The 18,674-nt window shown below is 32.4% G+C and carries 21 protein-coding genes and 2 pseudogenes; 9 read left to right on the top strand and 14 right to left on the bottom strand.

The features are described from left to right. Nucleotides 1-27: 27 nt before the first annotated feature. The 7 genes from EUI_RS0101455 to EUI_RS0101415 form a co-directional block, all read right to left on the bottom strand. Nucleotides 28-294, bottom strand: a complete 267-nt coding sequence (locus EUI_RS0101455) for a hypothetical protein (RefSeq protein WP_010015575.1) — start codon at nucleotides 292-294, stop codon at nucleotides 28-30. Nucleotides 295-323: 29 nt separating this feature from the next. Continuing rightward, nucleotides 324-575, bottom strand: coding sequence for a hypothetical protein (locus EUI_RS0101450; RefSeq protein ID WP_010015574.1), 252 nt, complete (start codon nucleotides 573-575; stop codon nucleotides 324-326). A gap of 272 nt (nucleotides 576-847) precedes the next feature. Further along, nucleotides 848-1,141: a bacteriocin immunity protein gene (locus EUI_RS0101445; RefSeq protein ID WP_010015573.1), complete on the bottom strand. Its 294-nt coding sequence runs from the start codon at nucleotides 1,139-1,141 to the stop codon at nucleotides 848-850. Nucleotides 1,142-1,573: 432 nt separating this feature from the next. Beyond that, nucleotides 1,574-3,355 carry an ABC transporter ATP-binding protein gene (locus EUI_RS0101435; protein ID WP_010015571.1) on the bottom strand — a complete coding sequence of 594 codons (1,782 nt, stop codon included), beginning with the start codon at nucleotides 3,353-3,355 and terminating at the stop codon, nucleotides 1,574-1,576. Between the two features lie 103 nt (nucleotides 3,356-3,458). Then, nucleotides 3,459-4,070 (bottom strand): MarR family winged helix-turn-helix transcriptional regulator, encoded by a 612-nt coding sequence (locus EUI_RS0101425; protein ID WP_010015569.1) that lies wholly within the window; start codon nucleotides 4,068-4,070, stop codon nucleotides 3,459-3,461. A 278-nt stretch (nucleotides 4,071-4,348) separates the two neighbouring features. Further along, nucleotides 4,349-6,640, bottom strand: a complete 2,292-nt coding sequence (locus EUI_RS0101420) for an ABC transporter permease (protein WP_010015567.1) — start codon at nucleotides 6,638-6,640, stop codon at nucleotides 4,349-4,351. Continuing rightward, the gene (locus tag EUI_RS0101415; protein WP_010015566.1) at nucleotides 6,637-7,359 is read right to left on the bottom strand and encodes an ABC transporter ATP-binding protein; all 723 of its coding nucleotides are present in this window, start codon (nucleotides 7,357-7,359) and stop codon (nucleotides 6,637-6,639) included. The genes EUI_RS0101420 and EUI_RS0101415 overlap by 4 nt, the downstream gene beginning before the upstream one ends. Nucleotides 7,360-7,507: 148 nt before the next feature. On the opposite strand from EUI_RS0101415, the gene EUI_RS0101410 reads away from it, so the two are divergent. From EUI_RS0101410 to EUI_RS10945, 5 genes and pseudogenes are all read left to right on the top strand, one after another. Then, nucleotides 7,508-7,819 (top strand): winged helix-turn-helix transcriptional regulator, encoded by a 312-nt coding sequence (locus EUI_RS0101410; protein WP_010015565.1) that lies wholly within the window; start codon nucleotides 7,508-7,510, stop codon nucleotides 7,817-7,819. A 119-nt stretch (nucleotides 7,820-7,938) separates the two neighbouring features. Next, nucleotides 7,939-8,418: pseudogene (locus EUI_RS0101405) on the top strand (GTP cyclohydrolase II); the annotation flags it as partial. Between the two features lie 86 nt (nucleotides 8,419-8,504). Continuing rightward, a pseudogene (locus EUI_RS10950) lies at nucleotides 8,505-8,564 on the top strand (hypothetical protein); the annotation flags it as partial. A 405-nt stretch (nucleotides 8,565-8,969) separates the two neighbouring features. Continuing rightward, complete coding sequence (locus EUI_RS10550; protein WP_010015562.1) at nucleotides 8,970-9,110, top strand: hypothetical protein; 141 nt, start codon at nucleotides 8,970-8,972, stop codon at nucleotides 9,108-9,110. Beyond that, the gene (locus EUI_RS10945; protein WP_408605575.1) at nucleotides 9,097-9,780 is read left to right on the top strand and encodes a CPBP family intramembrane glutamic endopeptidase; all 684 of its coding nucleotides are present in this window, start codon (nucleotides 9,097-9,099) and stop codon (nucleotides 9,778-9,780) included. Before EUI_RS10550 ends, EUI_RS10945 begins: the two co-directional genes overlap by 14 nt. 1,008 nt (nucleotides 9,781-10,788) lie before the next feature. On the opposite strand, the gene EUI_RS10710 is transcribed toward EUI_RS10945, so the two are convergent. Next, complete coding sequence (locus EUI_RS10710) at nucleotides 10,789-10,941, bottom strand: transposase (protein ID WP_010015560.1); 153 nt, start codon at nucleotides 10,939-10,941, stop codon at nucleotides 10,789-10,791. 143 nt (nucleotides 10,942-11,084) lie between these two features. On the opposite strand from EUI_RS10710, the gene EUI_RS0101380 reads away from it, so the two are divergent. The 3 genes from EUI_RS0101380 to EUI_RS0101370 are packed head-to-tail and all read left to right on the top strand — an operon-like array spanning nucleotide 11,085 to nucleotide 12,467. Beyond that, nucleotides 11,085-11,468 (top strand): hypothetical protein, encoded by a 384-nt coding sequence (locus EUI_RS0101380; protein ID WP_010015558.1) that lies wholly within the window; start codon nucleotides 11,085-11,087, stop codon nucleotides 11,466-11,468. Between the two features lie 2 nt (nucleotides 11,469-11,470). Beyond that, complete coding sequence (locus EUI_RS09970; protein ID WP_010015557.1) at nucleotides 11,471-11,848, top strand: MerR family transcriptional regulator; 378 nt, start codon at nucleotides 11,471-11,473, stop codon at nucleotides 11,846-11,848. A gap of 19 nt (nucleotides 11,849-11,867) precedes the next feature. Further along, a complete protein-coding gene (locus tag EUI_RS0101370) occupies nucleotides 11,868-12,467 on the top strand; it encodes a TMEM175 family protein (protein WP_010015556.1) in 600 nt (199 codons plus the stop codon). 53 nt (nucleotides 12,468-12,520) lie between these two features. Here the strand turns inward: EUI_RS0101370 and EUI_RS0101365 are convergent, their stop codons facing one another. The 6 genes from EUI_RS0101365 to EUI_RS0101340 all read right to left on the bottom strand — a co-directional run bounded on the left by EUI_RS0101365 (nucleotide 12,521) and on the right by EUI_RS0101340 (nucleotide 17,199). Then, a complete protein-coding gene (locus EUI_RS0101365; RefSeq protein ID WP_010015555.1) occupies nucleotides 12,521-12,742 on the bottom strand; it encodes a hypothetical protein in 222 nt (73 codons plus the stop codon). Between the two features lie 260 nt (nucleotides 12,743-13,002). Continuing rightward, the gene (locus tag EUI_RS0101360; protein ID WP_010015554.1) at nucleotides 13,003-13,275 is read right to left on the bottom strand and encodes a hypothetical protein; all 273 of its coding nucleotides are present in this window, start codon (nucleotides 13,273-13,275) and stop codon (nucleotides 13,003-13,005) included. A gap of 261 nt (nucleotides 13,276-13,536) precedes the next feature. Next, nucleotides 13,537-14,538: a LacI family DNA-binding transcriptional regulator gene (locus tag EUI_RS0101355; RefSeq protein WP_029508487.1), complete on the bottom strand. Its 1,002-nt coding sequence runs from the start codon at nucleotides 14,536-14,538 to the stop codon at nucleotides 13,537-13,539. A 149-nt stretch (nucleotides 14,539-14,687) separates the two neighbouring features. Next, entirely contained in the window at nucleotides 14,688-15,629 is a 942-nt protein-coding gene (locus EUI_RS0101350) for a phosphoglycerate dehydrogenase (protein ID WP_010015550.1), read from the bottom strand. Nucleotides 15,630-15,648: 19 nt separating this feature from the next. Further along, entirely contained in the window at nucleotides 15,649-16,434 is a 786-nt protein-coding gene (locus EUI_RS0101345) for an SDR family NAD(P)-dependent oxidoreductase (RefSeq protein WP_010015549.1), read from the bottom strand. An 18-nt stretch (nucleotides 16,435-16,452) separates the two neighbouring features. After that, a complete protein-coding gene (locus EUI_RS0101340; RefSeq protein ID WP_010015548.1) occupies nucleotides 16,453-17,199 on the bottom strand; it encodes an apurinic/apyrimidinic endonuclease family protein in 747 nt (248 codons plus the stop codon). Between the two features lie 196 nt (nucleotides 17,200-17,395). On the opposite strand from EUI_RS0101340, the gene EUI_RS0101335 reads away from it, so the two are divergent. Continuing rightward, complete coding sequence (locus tag EUI_RS0101335) at nucleotides 17,396-18,670, top strand: gluconate:proton symporter (RefSeq protein WP_010015547.1); 1,275 nt, start codon at nucleotides 17,396-17,398, stop codon at nucleotides 18,668-18,670. The last annotated feature ends 4 nt before the right edge of the window (nucleotides 18,671-18,674 follow it).

Raw genomic sequence — 18,674 nt, 5'->3', positions numbered from 1 at the left:
CTCGATCGTACATCTTGATATGATAACTCATATACTCATATTGTCACGACGGTCATAGTCCAAGTATAAGCGTGATAGCTCTGTTAAAAAAGGTACCATATTTTTAGAAAGCGGTTGATTGGATGATAAGAAAGATAATTCGTGCTTTAAATCAATAGCAATCATTTCCTCATCTAACCCGCCACGTAATGCCTTATCGGCTATACCTAAAATTTCCTTTTCCATTTCGCTAAGTGTAGCATCTGTTACTAATACAGACATATTGTCCCATAATTGTTGTTTCTGACTATTCATAATTCTTCTCCTACTTGATATACGCCACGTTACAGGCCCAAAAAGAATCGGCCTGGTATGCTGATGTCAGGGTTTTCAAGTTGACGCCAGAGTAGCAAGCCATTTTCTGATAAAGTTTGCTTGATCAATAATCCTCTCAAATCACGTACAACTTCTTTCTGAACTTTGTTTGCATTGACATTTTCCTTAATGCTAATACATGCGTGATCAACTATTTGTTGTTCATTAATTTCGCCATCTTTAAATGCCATTAACACAGCTAATAACTGTTCTTTTTCCATAATTCCCCCTTCTTCAATTAAATATCTTCTTCAATAAAAAAACCTATACCTCACCATCTCAGACGCTACTTTCAAACACCGCCATCAGATTTTAAGTATAGGTAACCCCTAGTGAGAACTTTGTTTCATTTTTTGTCAGCCCCTAACACACATTATAGCAAAAGCAAATAGCCAAATTTACACAAGTTTTTTGATTTTTTTGGCCAATATATATTATTGACTTTTTTCGTAAATATGTTAGTGGTGATTTGGTGTTCTTTATCTGTATCGTTTCAATACCCATATCTTAATTGATTGAGTTGAGATATTTTTTTCATCGTTTGTTGCGCGTTTTCTGGTAACACGATATGATTTTTTATCATAACATTTGATACATCAAGATTCATTCGGCTAAATACCAAGGGTATAGATCCTGATTCGTTTTTAATTTCATTAAAGTACACAGCTAGAACTTGTTTTAAAGCATCATATGCCGTGCCGTCTAGTTCCTTGAGTAGCTGTATTATAAGTTCTAACGCAACTTTCCCTCGTTCTTGTCCACCTGTATACCATTTTATCTGTGTCATAATCGTTGCCCCTTATTTAGTAGTATGTGATTGATTGAAATTCATTTGGATTTCAATCAATTTGTTCTTATCGTAGAGACCGTATTATTCTATCAAATTTTTGTATTTCTAACGTATTTCCTTTTCATGAGTACGATGCTAACAAAAATTGAAAAAATAACTACCTTATCAAAATCAACAATCAAATAGTCATGCGATATAATATTCATTAATACTTGAATCGTACCAATTATACTAAAGACCAGTACAAAATTTTTTACAAAGAATGCCTGTCTACTAGTCATTCTTTCCCCAACTTTTTCAAATAAGTTATACATACTTTTATCCCCTCATATTTAATATTACTATATGTATAAAGTATATCATTTTTAATCTTCTATTAAAAATCACATTTCATTAATATTTTTTGATAACCAATTATTTTGATCTGAACTATTTGGTAACAAATTGTTCAGACACATATTCTGCATATAATTTATGACTATCTAACAGCTCCTGGTGAGTACCAGATCCTGTCACTTCGCCATGCTCAATAAAGTAAATTTTATCCGCATCAACAATTGTTGACAAACGATGTGCGATAACTAGTGTTGTTCGGCCTTGCATTAACTGCTCAAGTGCACGTTGCACCATTGCTTCTGATTCCGAATCCAAGCTCGCTGTTGCTTCGTCTAACATCAAAATCTTTGGATCTCGCAAGAAAGCACGCGCAATAGCCAAACGCTGACGTTGTCCTCCAGAAACTTTTACCCCACGCTCACCAACTTGAGTATTTAATTTTTCCGGTAGTTGATCCACAAAATTATCCGCATAAGCTAATCGTAAAACTTCCCACAAACGTTCGTCTGAAAACTGTTGTGGCAATCCATAGGTTAAATTATCACGAATTGTGCCAGCCATAATTGAAGAATCTTGTGATACAAAACCAATTTGCGAACGCCAAGAATTCAATGAAATATCTTCAATGTTGTAACTACCGATATTCATATTTCCTCCAGTAGGTTCGTAAAAACGCTCAAGGAGCTGGAAAATCGTTGATTTGCCGCCACCTGAAGGCCCAGCGAACGCTACTATCGTATTAGGCTTAGTTTCAAACGAAACATCATGCAAAATTGGCTTCCCTATTTCATATTCAAAATCAATATGATTAGCTTTTAAAGTTAAGCCTTCAATGTCAACTATCTCACCTTTATCGAGTTCTTCAATTGGTTCATCAAGTAATCTAATCAAGCGATACGTTGCCCCTTGTGTTTTGGCAAGCGTCGAACCAAATGTACCAATATTAGCCAAAGCTGGCATAATTTGGAACAAATACATGATAAAACTAAACAACGTCCCCATTGTTGATTCACCTTTAGCAACGCGTAATGAGCCAACGACTAAAATCAAGGCAAATAAGCCCATCATCACCATGGTCATGATGGGTCCCATCACACCATCAATAATTGCTTCTCGACGACCAAATTTAAATAATTTTTCAATTTGGTCAATGCCATGCTTCAAAACATGCTGTTCAGCACCTGAAGATTTTACTAACCGCATTTCGGCAAGGGTTTCTTGTGATCCCCCACTAAAATCAGCCATTGCATCTTGCGTCCCTCGACCAACTTTTGATCCTAAAATCATCACTGGTGTGACTAATAACGCTGTAACTGGTACAGCAATAAATATCCAAATTGCCATGTGCCAATCCGTTGTAAACATTAAGACGACTGCACCAACCATTGAAATCATGCTTGTTAGAAAGTTAGGTAGTGTATTTGCAACTAGTGTTTTCACTTGTGATGTATCATTTGTTAAACGAGAAGTTGTTTCACCGGATTTTACGTTATCAAAATATGGTGTTTTAAAAACAACCAATTTTTGCCAAATAATTTCACGCAGATTGCGCACCAATTGCTCTCCAGCGACACCTGTCAAAAAATTCCCGATAGCAGATACAATCGCACCGCCAATAAACAGTGCCAAAACAATTACCACAATCGTTTGGTCAATATGAACATTTTGTAAATCTTTACCACTGAATGTATTAATTAGTTGTCCAGAATATTTTGGTGTCATTAAGTTGGCTGCTACACCAATAACTGAAAGTAAAAGTCCTGGAATCATGAGTTTAAATTGTGGATGTGCTATTTTAATAATTTTCCAAAGACCAGAAATCTTTGCTTTAGGCTTCTGTTTCTCCTTGCCCGTACCAAATGTCCGTTTCGCCATTATCTTCTCTCCTTCAATCTCATCCAAATCGATTCACCCACGACATACTGATTGTAAAGTAAATTCAATTCATTGTTATCTATTTCCAATACGCTCATTTTCATTAAAAATCTTCATGCTTGTCACGATCAAAAAAACTTCGTAGTTGATGCTCTTCTATTCGTTTACGGTATGCCGTTTGGTCTTTACGAAACTTCTGTAGACGCGTTGTATCAACAAAATGGTCAAAATGGTGTTGTAAATGTTTGTCCATTTTGCTACGCATGTTGGTCAAGTATGCATCCGACATAACATGTTGATTTAATTTACGTAAACTTTCACCAAACTGTTCGCGTTCATCATCATCAAAAATTTCGAACAATTCTGCTTGAAAATCAATCTGCTTATTGTCTAATAGCTGTAAATGTTTTTGTCCTTCAGAAGTGATTTTGACACGCACGACACGCGCATCATTTGTATCTTTCACACGCTGAATATACCCATCGTTTTCTAATTTTTTAATAATTTGCGTCACCGATGCTGGTCGTATAGCCAAAATATCAGCAATGACACCGGCTGTTAAGTCATTGTCTGTTTCCGCTAAAACCCGAAGTAAGCGCCGACTATTGTCTGGACGCTGATTCCCACGCTGACCGTACAGACTGCGTGCCACAAACCAAATCGCTGGTTGATGAACTAAAGTTGTTAATTCTTCAAATATTTCTCTATCGTCCATAGTATTACTCCTTGATATTTAGTTAGTTTTAATTTTTATAACTAACTAAATGATACGACTTTTATTTAGTTTAGTCAAACATAACTAAATAAATTTCCCCATGTATCAGGCAGTTTTCATCACAACAATTTTTCTAAAGTAAAATTGTTTTAACAAAATAAAGCGCAAAATACTTATAAGTATTTTGCGCTGCTTATTTATCGTAATACAATTACTGCACAATGTTTCAAGTACTATTTGTTGCACAAAAGAATAACGGTTTTAATTAGTAATGGCCATTATTCAACGCCTTTTGTTGAGGAAATCATATCTAATTGTTTCAATCTTTTGCCTATCATGACTATTGTTGACAGAGATGCAGCAATAACGATAATAGAAGCTAATATAATACTAGTATGAGTAATATATGGATAGTAAATAATCTGACTAGTATTAAATGTTGTCACATATTTTGACAGGAACCAATATCCAAATGGCATGCCTAAGAGCCAACCAATTGTCGTAATGGTGAGGTTCTCAATAATTGTTAAGTTTCTTATTTTTTTACGTGAGAAACCTAATATTTCCAGTGTTGCATAACTTCGAGATCTTTCTGTGAAACTTAGAGAACCTAAATTGTATAGAATAACAATGGTCAAAAGAATGCCAAAAACTTGAACCATAAGGAAAATGCTATTTAGATTGCTAACCATAGCTTCTGCATTTTGTTTTTGCTCTGTTAAACTAACAACTTGAGTTACAGCAGAACTATTTGCTATAGATTGACTAAGATTAGTTTGATGAGTTAAAATTGCCGTGGCTTTAAATGGCATCCCCTGATTTTCCCAAGTTTGTTGTGTTAAATAAATTCCTTGAGGCGCATGAGACTTTACAATACCCTTCACTTTTAACTTTAAAGTTCTATTACTGAATGATGGACGTAATTTTATTGTGTCATTAAGTTTAATTTTAGCTGCCTTCGCAATACCTTCACTAACATAAACACCTCCGTTATCGATTTTTTGATGCGTGAGTGTTTTTAAATTAATTTGTGACCCTGGACTCAGTATTGTCAATGGACGATCAAACTGCGCATTTGGTGATAAACTAGTATAAACAACTTCGATTTTCGATCCATTAATTTGATTTGTAATTTGATTAATTTCGGATTGACTGGCCATATGACTAAGATTAACTTTTTTAGTATAGGTATATTCATTACCGTAGGTCTGATTAACTTGATTAAGCATAGCATTTTTGGTACCAAATCCTGTCATTACCAAGGCTAGTCCACCAATAACGCCAATTAACCCCATTATCATTTGTACTTTATTACCTAGATTATCTCTAATAGACCAGCGGTTACCAAAGGGAATTTTATGCCAAACATGTGGCAAATTTTCCATCCAGACGCGTTTTCCTATTTTAGCGGTACTACCTTTACTAAAGGCTTGTGCCGGCATGAGCCCTTTATTGACTTGTGCCGCTAACAGCGCCGACACAATACAAATCAGAATGACACCTAAGGCCACGTAAATTGGTGTCATTGTATAAGCAATTTTCCAATCGGGTAATGAGAACATAGGTTTTTGTGACTGCATGACAAAATTAGACAATAATGGCGCACTTAATATGCCTGCTATAGCCCCAATGATACCAACAAATAATCCATACATTGAATAGTAAACTGATAGTATAACATTAGAATATCCTAGTGATTGTAACGTGGACATGTCATGTTGTTGGTCAATAATCTTGCGAATTGTTGTATACATTGCCAATACAGCTAATAAAATGAAAATAACTGAGAACAAAACAGAAAGATTATGGATTTGTCCGACTCGATCAACGGCTGTTGAAATTCCTACATCTGATTGTCTTGTTTGTAATGTTATATACTTATTACCAACAATTTTTCTGATTTGGTTTTCTAATTGAATATTATTTCTGTTTTTAAGATTGATTACATTGTTTAGTAATGGCAAGTGGAATTGTGTTGTTAATGTGTTTTCACTGATAAAACCATAACCATAATTTTGTTCTTGGGGTGAAATAAAATCATTTGAACCAGTGTAGTACATTTTATCGGGCGAATTGATTAAGCCAACAATTTTTAACTTAACTAAACGATCATTATAATTAATACTAATAAAAGATCCTTTGTTCAAATTATTCTTTTTTGCAAATTTTTCATTCAAATATAAACCATTCGAGTTTGAATTGATTTTTTGACCATTTAATTGGTGTATTTGAGAAACATTCTGATTACCAGGTGTATACAATGATAAGTATCGCTTATGACTTTGTAAATTTGTAGTTGCACTAATATTAGTCTGAACTGAAGACTGAGAAATATTATTTAGATTTTTAATTTTAGTTACTTCATTGCTAGTTAAACTACTTGTTTGTAAAGTAGTATCAGCCAAATTAGTTTTTATCGTGTAGCTATTAATATTTTGCTGCATACCATTCCAAGTACCCTCTAATCCAGCATAGAAAAGTATACTTAGAAAAGCCATCAAAAAGACAGAAAAGAATTGTGTCCAGTTTTTAAAAACAGTTCTAATTAACTTTTTAGTTAAAAATCTCATCCCCAATCCACCTCTTCAACTTCTAATGGATTTATATTGTTAGTAATCTTTTCAACTTGTCCATCTTTAATTTTAATCACGCAATCAGCAATCTTTGCTACTAGGGGATTATGAGTCACAATGATTACCGCGGTGTCTTTACTTGTGCTATCTTTTAAAATCTTAAATACTTTTTGGGAGGTTTCAGTGTCTAGCGCTCCTGTCGGTTCATCGCAAAGTAAAATTTTAGGCTGTTTTGCTAGCGCTCGTGCAATTGAAACACGTTGCATTTCCCCACCAGATAATTGATCCGGAAAATTATTTTTTCTCTTTAATAGATCTACTTTTTTTAGGTAGTATTCACTTACATCTTGGTATTTTTTGTCTTTAAGTTGAGCTGAAATTGCAACGTTTTCAAATACGGTTAAATTAGAGATTAGGTTGTAGAATTGAAACACAAATCCAACAATATCTTTTCGGTATTGTGTGAGTTGCGCATCTGATTCAGTATTAATATCATAATTATTATAGGAAACAGTGCCTGTGGTAGCTCGATCCATGCCACCTAAAATATTTAAAGCTGTGCTCTTTCCAGAGCCACTAGGACCTAATATAACGGTTAATTGATTTGCTTCAATGTCAAAACTGACATCATTTAGCGCGTGTGTTATTTCTGACCCATTTCTATAGGTCTTACTAATATGTTTCAAACTAAGCATTGTATTTTCTCCGGTATTCATTAATATGTCCCCCCCATCTTTATCTACATGTATAATATGTTCATACATTTTTCTTTGCGTATATAGGTATAATATATGTATAGCTTTAAAAAAGAAAGTAGGGTGTTTTTTTAAACTTACTTTCCAAAAATAAACCAATGAGGTCAAAATGGATAATCATATTCTTAACGAATGCCCTATTCAACCCGTAGTTGATATACTTAGTGGCAAATGGACATCATATATTTTATGGGAAATTTATAACAAAAATAATCATTATGGTAGTATTAAAAAACAATTACCTGGTATTAGTACAAGAACTTTAGCCGTTAGACTTAAATTTTTAGAAAATAAAGGTATTCTAAGTCGTACCGTATTCAATACAAATCCACCAACCGTAACTTACGATTTAACCAATAAAGGTTTAACTCTTGCACCTATTCTAAAATCAATGAAAACATGGTCAGAATTGTATCAATGATGAATTTGTTTAACCAATAATTATTTTCATATTGTTGTTAATAAAGTCAATCCGAAGGAGCTGAACTATACAATTTTGAATTTAATAATAGAAATGAATATGTTCAAAATTTTACTTTAAATACCAATTCATTTTTAGATAATCCTACCGTTTCCTATCGTTTAAATTCAGCTTGTATCACTAGTGAATTATTTGGAGATTTACATTGTGACTGTAAGTGGCAACTAGATGAAGCGATTAAGTTAGTAAAAAAACAAGGATTTGGAATAATTACGTATCACGCTAATCATGAAGGAAAAGGTCATGGATTGCGTGCTAAACTATCAACATTTAAATCAAATGGGAAAGTTAACGCAACATATCAAAACGTTGGAAAAAATAAAGAAGATGTTCGCAATTTTTCCACTGCCGTTGAAATTCTTAAATATTTTGAAGTTACTAACGTTGAATTAATTGGAAACAATTATAGTAAAAGAAACTATTTAACAACACATGGAATTATTGTTAAAAGTCAAACACCGCTCATCTACAATTTGGAAGTACACGGAAGCTACTATAGGCAGTCGAAATCCCACATATGCGGCGGGCTCACGATATGAAAAATTTACTAATTACGGTTTGGATGGTTCGAATAAAACGATAATTTGTCTTTCAAACGCACTTCCCAAGCTTTGAAGACTTACTTCTCAGAATCTTAAATTATATTCATTGGTTCAACACTGAAAGAATCAGAACAAGTGTCTAGAAAAACATGTACCAAATATTGACTTAGTAGCAATATAAGGGTGGGCATAATTATGCCCAGTAGAATCGAATAGTTTTTCTCTTATGACTTTAATTAATATTTCTTTGTTAATTTCATTATTCATAAATTTTATATACTTTAATGTTTGTTTCATTACATTATTATCATTAAATTTATTGTTCTGTCGACGTATTAAAAATACTATGATTATTTTTAGAATGAGTTCGTTCATTTATTGATACCAAACTTGTTGATTTAAAATATTTTCTATCCGTTTATAGTTCCCCCTTCATTGCTAACTTTTGATAAATTTATAATTAGAATTATGGCTTTAATAATTATTAAAATTTGATTATGATTAGTTTTTGTGTTACGTTTTAATCACCAAATAAAAAAATATGGAATATGAATTTCGATAAATCAACTATTTCTTTTGATGAACTTATTACAGAAAAATTAGATTCTATTGTGGGAGGATACTTTGTTCAATGGGCGGATTCTGGATCCATTGTTCCGGGTCGTGAAGTAACTGGTGGTGAAAAATAAAAAATATTTAAATCGTATATTTTTCTACTTACAACCCCTCATTTTTTATGAGGTTGTTTATCGTTTTTTACCTTTACTATCTCAATTCATAATCAAAAGCCTTCATCTTTCACTATTTAACGATTCACTTTCCTGGCTAATCAATATTTTTCTCTGCTACTTATGTCCAATAGGCATTGGTTATTATATATTTTTTCAAAAAAATTTTTTTGAAAAATTGGCAATAGGAAAGCTGATTATAACCATTTTTTTGGGTTCGATAACAATTTACAGCTTTTATTGGACATTCAATAACATTAGCTTTAGCTCATCTGCTAATCAAACATTTGTAAACAGTACATTATCCAATCCTTCAAATTTTGCTATTCAGTTACAAATTTTAAAAAGCGTGTTACTTGCCCCTTTCTTAGAAGAACTTTTTTTTAGAGGCATTATAATGAAAACCTACTTCAAAAATTCAAATTTTGGGCTTGACATCTTAATATCATCATTACTATTTGGATTAGCACATTCGCATAATAATTTTATTGAAGTAATTCCTTATATTGCTTTTGGAATTGGGTTATCTTTGACATTTCGAATCACAAAGAAATTGCAATATCCGTTGATAATACACATCATTAACAATGTAATTTCTTCTCGGGAGCTATTGTCACTATATTTTTTTTAACTACCATTTCACTTGGACAGAAGTTTAAGCAATAATTGGTTGGTATATTAATTTTTGTAATCGATATCTTATCTCAAATTTTGACCAAGTAAGTAAATAAAAATAGACCAACTCATTTACTTCTGAACATGATAACCATAACGCTAAATTCTAGATATATTTCTTTTATCATAAACTAGTACTCCTAGATAAAATAAAATACTACTAATTACATTATATGAACACTTGTTCCTTGAATAAAATAAAAAATCAGTGCGTACATTTTTCTTGTATTCACTGATTTTTATCATGAATATTTATCATTACTAAACTACCTAATTGCTAACACAATTCTTCCAGCATCCCAATCCATATTATAATCAACACTAAGATTATTCTAACTGGATTCAAAGATTCTAACAGAACCTTTGATTTTCCAATTATAAGTATCGTAGGTATTAACTTGATCTGCTCGTTAGTCAATAGCTCGAACCTTTTTTGTCTAGAGCCGAATCGATTATTCAATTTTCATTTTGCAATTTGCAATTTGCAATACTGATGCATCCATTGTTGAACGAATTAATGTGTTTAACCACATCTAAAATAAGATGGTCAATCGATGAAAATCAAAATTGATAAATCATTTCTCGCTTTAATAATGAGTTAAAATTTTCACATTATCGTATGAATATCTCATTTTTTAATAGAAATGTGCTATGCCATGCCAATATTATCACAATTAATTTAATGTCCATACTCCAATCATTAACATCTCCTAAATGTTTGGTGAAGTTTGGACGTTGATTGTAATCAAGCGACGAATGCAATTCGTCTTGCAATAGTGGCTTCAGTAACGGTTGCACAATTAACAAATGGGTCTTACCATGTTATTTCAGATGTTCACCTGACAAAACCACCGCAATTGCTTATCAGATTGTGCGTGATACAATTTCATTTCCTTCTTTTAGTCTTGCGATCTCTTTCTGTATCGCATTAAATTCAGCACAACTAAAAGGCTTACCATTGACATCAATGCCAACGATTTTGGTTTTTTTTCATCCAGCCAGTAACAGTTTGAACGACAAAATGATATTCATTAGCCAAAGCGTTAGCAGAACGTCCCTCGTTATAGAAGGCAACAATTAACGATTTAAATTCAAATGAGTATTTTTTAACTGTCATAAAAAAGCGCCTGGACTTAATTATCTCGGATTATGCCCTAGAAATAAAACAATCCAAATTTTCAGTATGCGAACAAAAGTTTATTTGACCTAGAGTTAACTCTAACGTGTATACTATGGATAAACTGGAAAAGAGGATATATAATGACGAAGACATTAGTGAACTACCAAACCTTGAAAAATTCTTTTAACCAAGAGGTCTCAACACAATTACAAATGATTGATTCTGTTTCTAAAAATGGGAAATCTTTAGTTATTCAAACCGATCCTATTACGGTTGAGGTAGAAGTAAATAATAACGATGTTGAAACTATTACTATTACATCTAAACTATTAAATACACCATTGTATGACGAAATTTTTATAGCGTTAGAGAAAAGTTTAAATTGTTCGTCTGTTAAATTCTATAACGCCTATAAAAGTGCAATAAAAAACGGCACTGTTGTTACTGCAGAAAACAACAATATTAAAGTGGTTCATGATGCTCGCAATGGCCAATTAAACGTCAAAATAAGGAAAGAAAATTAAAGATGACATATCCAGATGAAGTAGTGACATTTACTATTGGACAGGTTGCCAATTTAAAAAAAATTAGTACGTACACATTAAGATATTATGATGAGAAGGGGCTATTACCAAAAGTTATGCGTGACCAAAATGGTACACGTCACTTTACCAGAGAAGATTTGCAGTGGCTTGATATGATTAAATGTTTAAAAAACACCGGTATGACCTTGGAACAAATCAAATATTTTGTTGATTCAACATATCAGGGCGCAAAAACATTAGAACAACGAATTGAATTGTTAAAAAATCAGGTAGAAAAAATAAAATTAACAATTTTAGAACAACAAAATTATATTGAACAAATTAATAAAAAAATTAAAATTTTGACTAATGAAAAATAAACAAAGGAAGATATAAAAAATGAACAAGGGACGTGTTGAAGCTTATACCGATGCCGTAATAGCCATAATATTGACTATTATGGTTCTAGAATTTAAGACCCCTGAAACTGCACAATGGGAGGAAATAACAAAACAATTACCTTATTTTTTAGCATATATTGTTAGTTTTGTTTTTATAGGAGTAGCTTGGTATAACCATCACTACATGTTCACACTCGCTAGTAGAATAACCAAAAAAGTATATTGGGTTAATAATTTATGGCTCTTTAGTATGTCACTATTACCAGTTGCTACTGGCTGGGTAGGAAAATTTCCACAAAATGCTAATCCTGAATATTTTTATCTGTTTATATTTACCTTTTGGAGCCTAACATATCGTTGGCTGTCAAATACAATTAGAAAAACATCAGATCATCTTAATACGACAGTAAGTCAAAAAATTGAAAAAATGTTACCTTTTCGATTTCTTAACTCTTTATTTTTTCCGTTATCTGTTGGAATAATTGCTACTGGCATTTATTTTTACCCTTTACTTGGCATTACAACAACTTTTATAGAATTAATTATATTAGGATTTTTAACTTCTCCTGATAGTGATAAGATAAAAAATGTATCTTAAAAACACTTTAAAAAGCGACATAACTTAAAAGTTATGTCGCTTTTTGTAGCTTATTATTCACTAGAAATGCGTGTCGAACGAATAAAATTGATCATTATCGAACTCATAATCTGCGGATGAATCCAATGCAAAAAATGATGCCCATTCATTTTAACTGCCACAGAATTTTTACTCATATTAAAATATGGATTTCCAAAATTTAAATAATCATTAACATTCAAAGTAGAGATAAATGATAACGATGGTATATTGTCAGGCAACTTAACACTTTGCATCTTTTTAACACTGTCTTCCGAAACCTCAGATTCTAAACCAGAATATAATTCAGAATCACATCCTTTGTATCAACCACGTTTATCGTACTATCATCTATTCCATAAGGATTCATACTCAGGATAGAATATATCAGACAACAATTCAATAGATGGTAAAAAAATACATCCTTTAATTTGTTAGGCTTGTGGATAACTTTTTACATCTATTATGTTTTCTGCGTGTCAAGTTAACCTACTATTAGGGCAACCAGAGTATATGCTTATCCAAAAAACCTGATATTGTCATACAAACCGTAGAACCAATCACTACGATTTAACTGCTTTAACAGAACTTTACCGTCATCTGATGATTTATCATACATTGACAACTTTTGGAGAGCGTTTGTAATTGTTTTTACTTCCTTGTACCATAACGAATTTGGTTCGTTCATTTTATTAACAGTATCTGATATTATCTTTTTTTCCTCACTATTTAAATTTGGATGTTCTTCTAAAAAGTTTAGTAAATATTTTCGTTTATCTGTTTTAAACATATTTCCCCTTAATTTTCAATGTATCATTTGGCTGAATAGTTTTTACTCAAAATGATGTCAGCACCCTAATTTTTTAATGTTTATCTTTAGCCATTCAACGAATATCTTGATGCCAAAAATCGCGCATAACTATAAACTGTCATTTTTTACCTCATTAAATGACACTATACCAACCCAAGTATATCATGACATTAAAAAGAGCAAATTATCCTATATAAAATATTCATTTTGAGAAAAAAATTTGTAATGAAAATAAAATTTCTATAGTGATCGTTTAATAATTAATTCACTAGATATATTTGTTTGTTGTTGCGGATATATGTCATGTTCTATCATTTCAATTAAATTAGACACAGCAACTTTTCCCATTGTGGTTGCATCTTGTCGTATAGTTGTGATTGGCGGGTTAATTAATTCCGAAATAACCCAATCATCAAAAGCTGCTATGCCAAGCTGTTCTGGGAAAGATATGTCAAAGGAAATTAATATTTTTACAATCTTCAATAGTAAATCGCCCTTTATAACATATATGGCAACTTTGTCCTGCAGAAGATTCGTTTTCTCCATTAATAGGTCGTAAATATCTGAATCTTTCATATCGTGATGCATTTCAATAATATCAAAATCTATATTTTGTTTTAATGCCACATCCTGTGCAGCCTTAATTCTAGATATGCGGGAGTTATTATCGTCCACTTGCTCACTTATGACTAGTATTTTTTTATATCCTTTTCGATAGATGTATTCTGTCATAATATGGGAGTATTTATAGTTGTCGGTTAGAACTTCTGGCCAAATAGAGGGCCTAATGCTTCTGTCAACAATGATCGTGTGAGTACCATTAGATTTTAGATAATTATATTGCGTGGCATCCTTGTTAATTGGTTGTAAAATAATACCATCAACTCGCATATCTAGCAATTTATTAATTTGTTGCTCTTCTCTACTAATAGAATTACTTGAGGTCATTAAGATAATCTGATAGTTTTTATTATGAGCTATTTCATCAGCGCCATTAAATAATAAAGAAGAAAACATATTGGTCATATCTGCTACAACCATACCAATTAAAAAAGTTCTTTTTTGTGCAAGAGATTGTGCCTGAGAATTAACACGGTATCCAATGGCCAAAATAGTCTCTTCTATTTTTTGCTGTGTCTTAGCAGACATTCTTTCTGTATGCCCATTTATATATCTGGATACAGTTGTTTTTGACACCTGAGCAAGATCAGCAACATCACGCATGGTTTTATTATTTTTCACTTAAATATACCTATAATTGATTATATATTATTGAACATTCTTCTATATTCATTTTATCACATAAATGTTTCATCCTAATTATTTGACTAAAAAAGACCAACAACGTTATTAACGCTGCTGACCTTTTACATGGATGATGCCATAAAATTTTAATTGATTCGATTAACTGGCCAAGTTGGATTTTCGTTAGAAAGAACTTTGACGACTTCTTTTGCTGAATCAAGTGCCATTCTATTCATAGCATTAACTGTATTAGAAGCTATGTGTGGTGTTAACAACACATTATCTAGCGTGTACAAATCATTAGTTAAAGGTAATGGTTCTTGATCAAAAACATCTAAAGCAGCACCACTAATATCATGATTTTTTAGTGAATTAATTAGTGCTTCTTGATCTACTAATGCACCACGACCAAGATTAACAAGGTAGCTAGATTTTTTCATGCTTTTTAAAGCAACGCTGTCAATAAAGTTATTTGTGTCATCAGTAACTGCCATATGCAATGTGATAATGTCTGCATCGGATAGTAGTTCTTCTTTACTAACTAGCGTGCCAACGGTTGTCTGGGTAACAAATGGATCGTAAATAATAACCTTCATACCTAAAGCATCAGCTTTTTGTGCCACTTTTTTACCAATGCGGCCATATCCTGCAACGCCAAGCGTTTTTCCAGCTAAATCAAAACCTAAATGATTATTTTTATAGTTAAAATCACCCAGCCTCATTTTTTCGGCAATAGCTGTGATGTTTTTCGACATGTCAAAAATTTCGGCTATTGTTACTTCAGCAACAGTGTCTGCATTAGCGTTTGGCGTTATTGTGACCCAAATTCCTTTGGTTTCCAGAAAAGAATAATCAACGTTATCGTAGCCCACTCCATGTCGCGCAACAATTTTTAAATTTGGTAAATGTTGGACAATAGCATTATTAAATGGATCTGTCATTAATATGATACCGTCCACATCTTTTGCTTTTTCCAAAATTTCATCATCAGAAAATGATGCTAACTCAACAATATTAATATCGTTGTCTTTTAAATATTTTTTACCAACTTCTGCTAGTCCTTTTGGTATAGCGACTGTTTTATTCATAAAATTTTTCCTTTCATCTTTAACGAAGTAAGTAGCCACCATCTACTGGAAGCGTAATCCCAGTAATGTAGTTTGAAGCACTACTTGACAAGAAAATAATAGCACCCATGAGTTCTGATGGATCAGCCCAGTGTCCTGCAGGAATATGAGAAAGAATTTCAGTATTTCTTTCTTTATCTTCTTGTAGCGGTTTTGTCATTGGTGTGTCAATATATCCGGGAGCAATAGCATTTACCTGAATATTAAGAGGTGCTAGGGCATCAGCGTACGATTTCGTTAAACCAATAACGCCGTGCTTACTAGCTGTATATGGGAAAATATACTTGCCAGCACGGAAAGATTGCATGGAACCGATGTTTATAATTTTACCGCCGTTCTCTTTATTCATAACTTTAGCAATTTCGTGTGACAAATAATAAACTGCGTTTAAATTTAAATTAATAACTTTTTCCCAGTCCGCGTCTTTAAATACTTGCCAATCATTTCTGATTTGTATGCCAGCATTGTTAATCAAAATATCGACTTTACCAAACCGTTTGATAACTTCGTTTGCCACAGTTATAGCGGCGTCTTTTTTTGTAATATCTAATTGTAAGAATTCAATTTTACCAGTAAATTCAGAGGCAAATGATGCCATTTCCCTCACGCCTTTATCGTCATATGAGACCACTAATACGCTTGCCCCAGAAGACAATAGCGCTTTGGTGTAGTAAGATCCAAGACCACTCGCACCTCCGGTTACGATGGCTACTTTTTCTGTTAAATCAAATACTTTTTGACTAAAATATTGTTCTTCTTTTTCCATTGTATATTCCTCGTAGTTTTATACTTTTGACGTTTTGAAAACATTGATGTCATTTAGAATATTCTCCATAGTTGACGGATATTCCAATGCGATAGGCAAATCATCAGAAAACAGTTTAATGATTTTTTCCCAATTAATTTCACCATCGTAAAACGGTGTGGTATCGACTGAATCTTGAATTTTTTTATAGTTTTTTAGATGAACAAATCTAGTGTACCTGCTTAGAGAAATTGAGCAGTTATAAACATCTTGATCTGTAAAAATCCAGTTCCCAATGTCATTGACAAAACCGATGTTGATATTATTTTGATTTGCTGTTTCAAAAAAATCATTTAATAGTTCAATATCACTATTAGCACGTGTTTGATCATTTTCAATATTTAATTCTATATTGGCAGGCAATATTTTAGACAGATAGGACAATTCTTTGAACATACTACTATGCCAGTCACCCAATGTCATTTTGAGATGTTTAACACCCATGAATTGTGATTCACCAACATATTGAAACAACTTTGGATTAAGATGTTTGTTCAAGAATAAATTATCTGGTACAGAATAAAAAAATTCTGTGTTTTGTTCTAGATAAATTTTTCGAATTGCTACTAATTCTGAGAAAGTGTCTGCGTTAAATTCTCTTCGAATTTCAATGTTAGAAACTGATAGCTGATTAATTAAATCATTAACGAGTTGGGACTGCGATCTCCCCTTTTCAAATTCATCCTTTAATAGCAAAGTATTTAAAACAATATTTTGTCTATTCATCTTTTATTCCTACTTTCACTTAATAATTATTGTGGTATCGGTTAACCATATGTAACAAATAAAGTATAATACTACTTAAATAAAAAAACAAGAGTAAGCGTTTACAATGTTTATTTAATAATGTATTGACTATTTGTGAATATTGTAATATAGTTTTATTTGGTTCGGTTAACCGCGTCCATAGAAAGGAATAAAAATGGTTAATACAATTATTGGAATATTATTGATTTTAACGTTTCTAGGTTTCGTGTTCTTCGTAATGAGAGGTGGCAATATTATGCTGGGGTTTTTGGTTATGGCCATCCTCTGGACCATAATTGGTGGCATTCCTTTAAAAACGGCAATAGTTGAGATCTTTTCAAAGCCAGCCCTTGATTATGGCTCAACAATTATGGTCATTATTTTTGGTTCTTGGTTTGGCCGTATTTTAGTTGACACAGGAATTGCAGGATCGATTAGTTATGAAACCGTAAAGGTGAGTTATAAACACCCAGTCATCGCATCTATTTTAATTTGTTTAGTGACGTCACTTATTTTTACTAGTTCATATGGTGTAGGCGCTGTAATAGCGCTTGCTGTCATTTTAATACCGGTATTAACCTCTTTAGGGTTACCAAAACACATTGCTGTAGTTGCTTTTTCACTATCTATTGGGTCAGCTATGTATGTTAATATCGTAATCATTAAACAACTACAGATATTTTTTCCAAAGGTTGTTTATGGTGCAAAGTATTTGGCGTTTGGTTTTTCAGCTATGTTTATTCAACTCGCTGTCGTAACGTTGTTTATTTTATTGCATTCACGAACAATTCACAAAAATGAAGCGAAACAAGATGAATCTCAATCACAAAATAAATTCAACGTACCAAAAATTTCATACGTTATGCCTGTCTTTCCTGTTTTCATGAATTTAGTATTTGGATGGGAACCAATTCCTGCATTGATGCTTGCTATAGCTATAGTTTTGTTAATTACAGGGAATTTGAAAACATATAACCAGGCATTAAACATTATTAATAGTTCAATAAAAATTGCCATCACTGATATCTCAGGACTAATAATAATGCTATTATTTTTAACAATGTTCAGTGCAACGGCCGTTAAAAATGCTGCTAAATTCAGTGGTGTATTAAATTCTATTGTTCCCAATAGTCCTACTGTGTTAGCTATAGCTATCATAATATTATCCCCATTAGCTTTATTTAGAGGCCCTCTCATGGTGTGGGGATCTGGTTCAGCAACAGTTGCAGTGTTAGCAGGTACTGGAATTTTTAATCAATATTTTGCTTTTGCTTTAATGTTAATTCCCTCCGTTTCAATCGCGATATCTACATGTATTACGCAGTCGTGGAATTTATGGTTAGTTGAGGACTCAAAAATTCCTGTTAAAAAGTTTTTAATAACAGGTGTGCCCTATGGATGGCTGTCAGCTGCGTTAAATGTGATATTAGCTCTATATATGTTTAAGTGACAAT

The sequence above is a fragment of the Leuconostoc gelidum subsp. gelidum KCTC 3527 genome, from assembly GCF_000166715.1.
Classification (GTDB): Bacteria; Bacillota; Bacilli; order Lactobacillales; family Lactobacillaceae; genus Leuconostoc; species Leuconostoc gelidum.
This window is presented reverse-complemented; position numbering and strand designations above follow the sequence as displayed.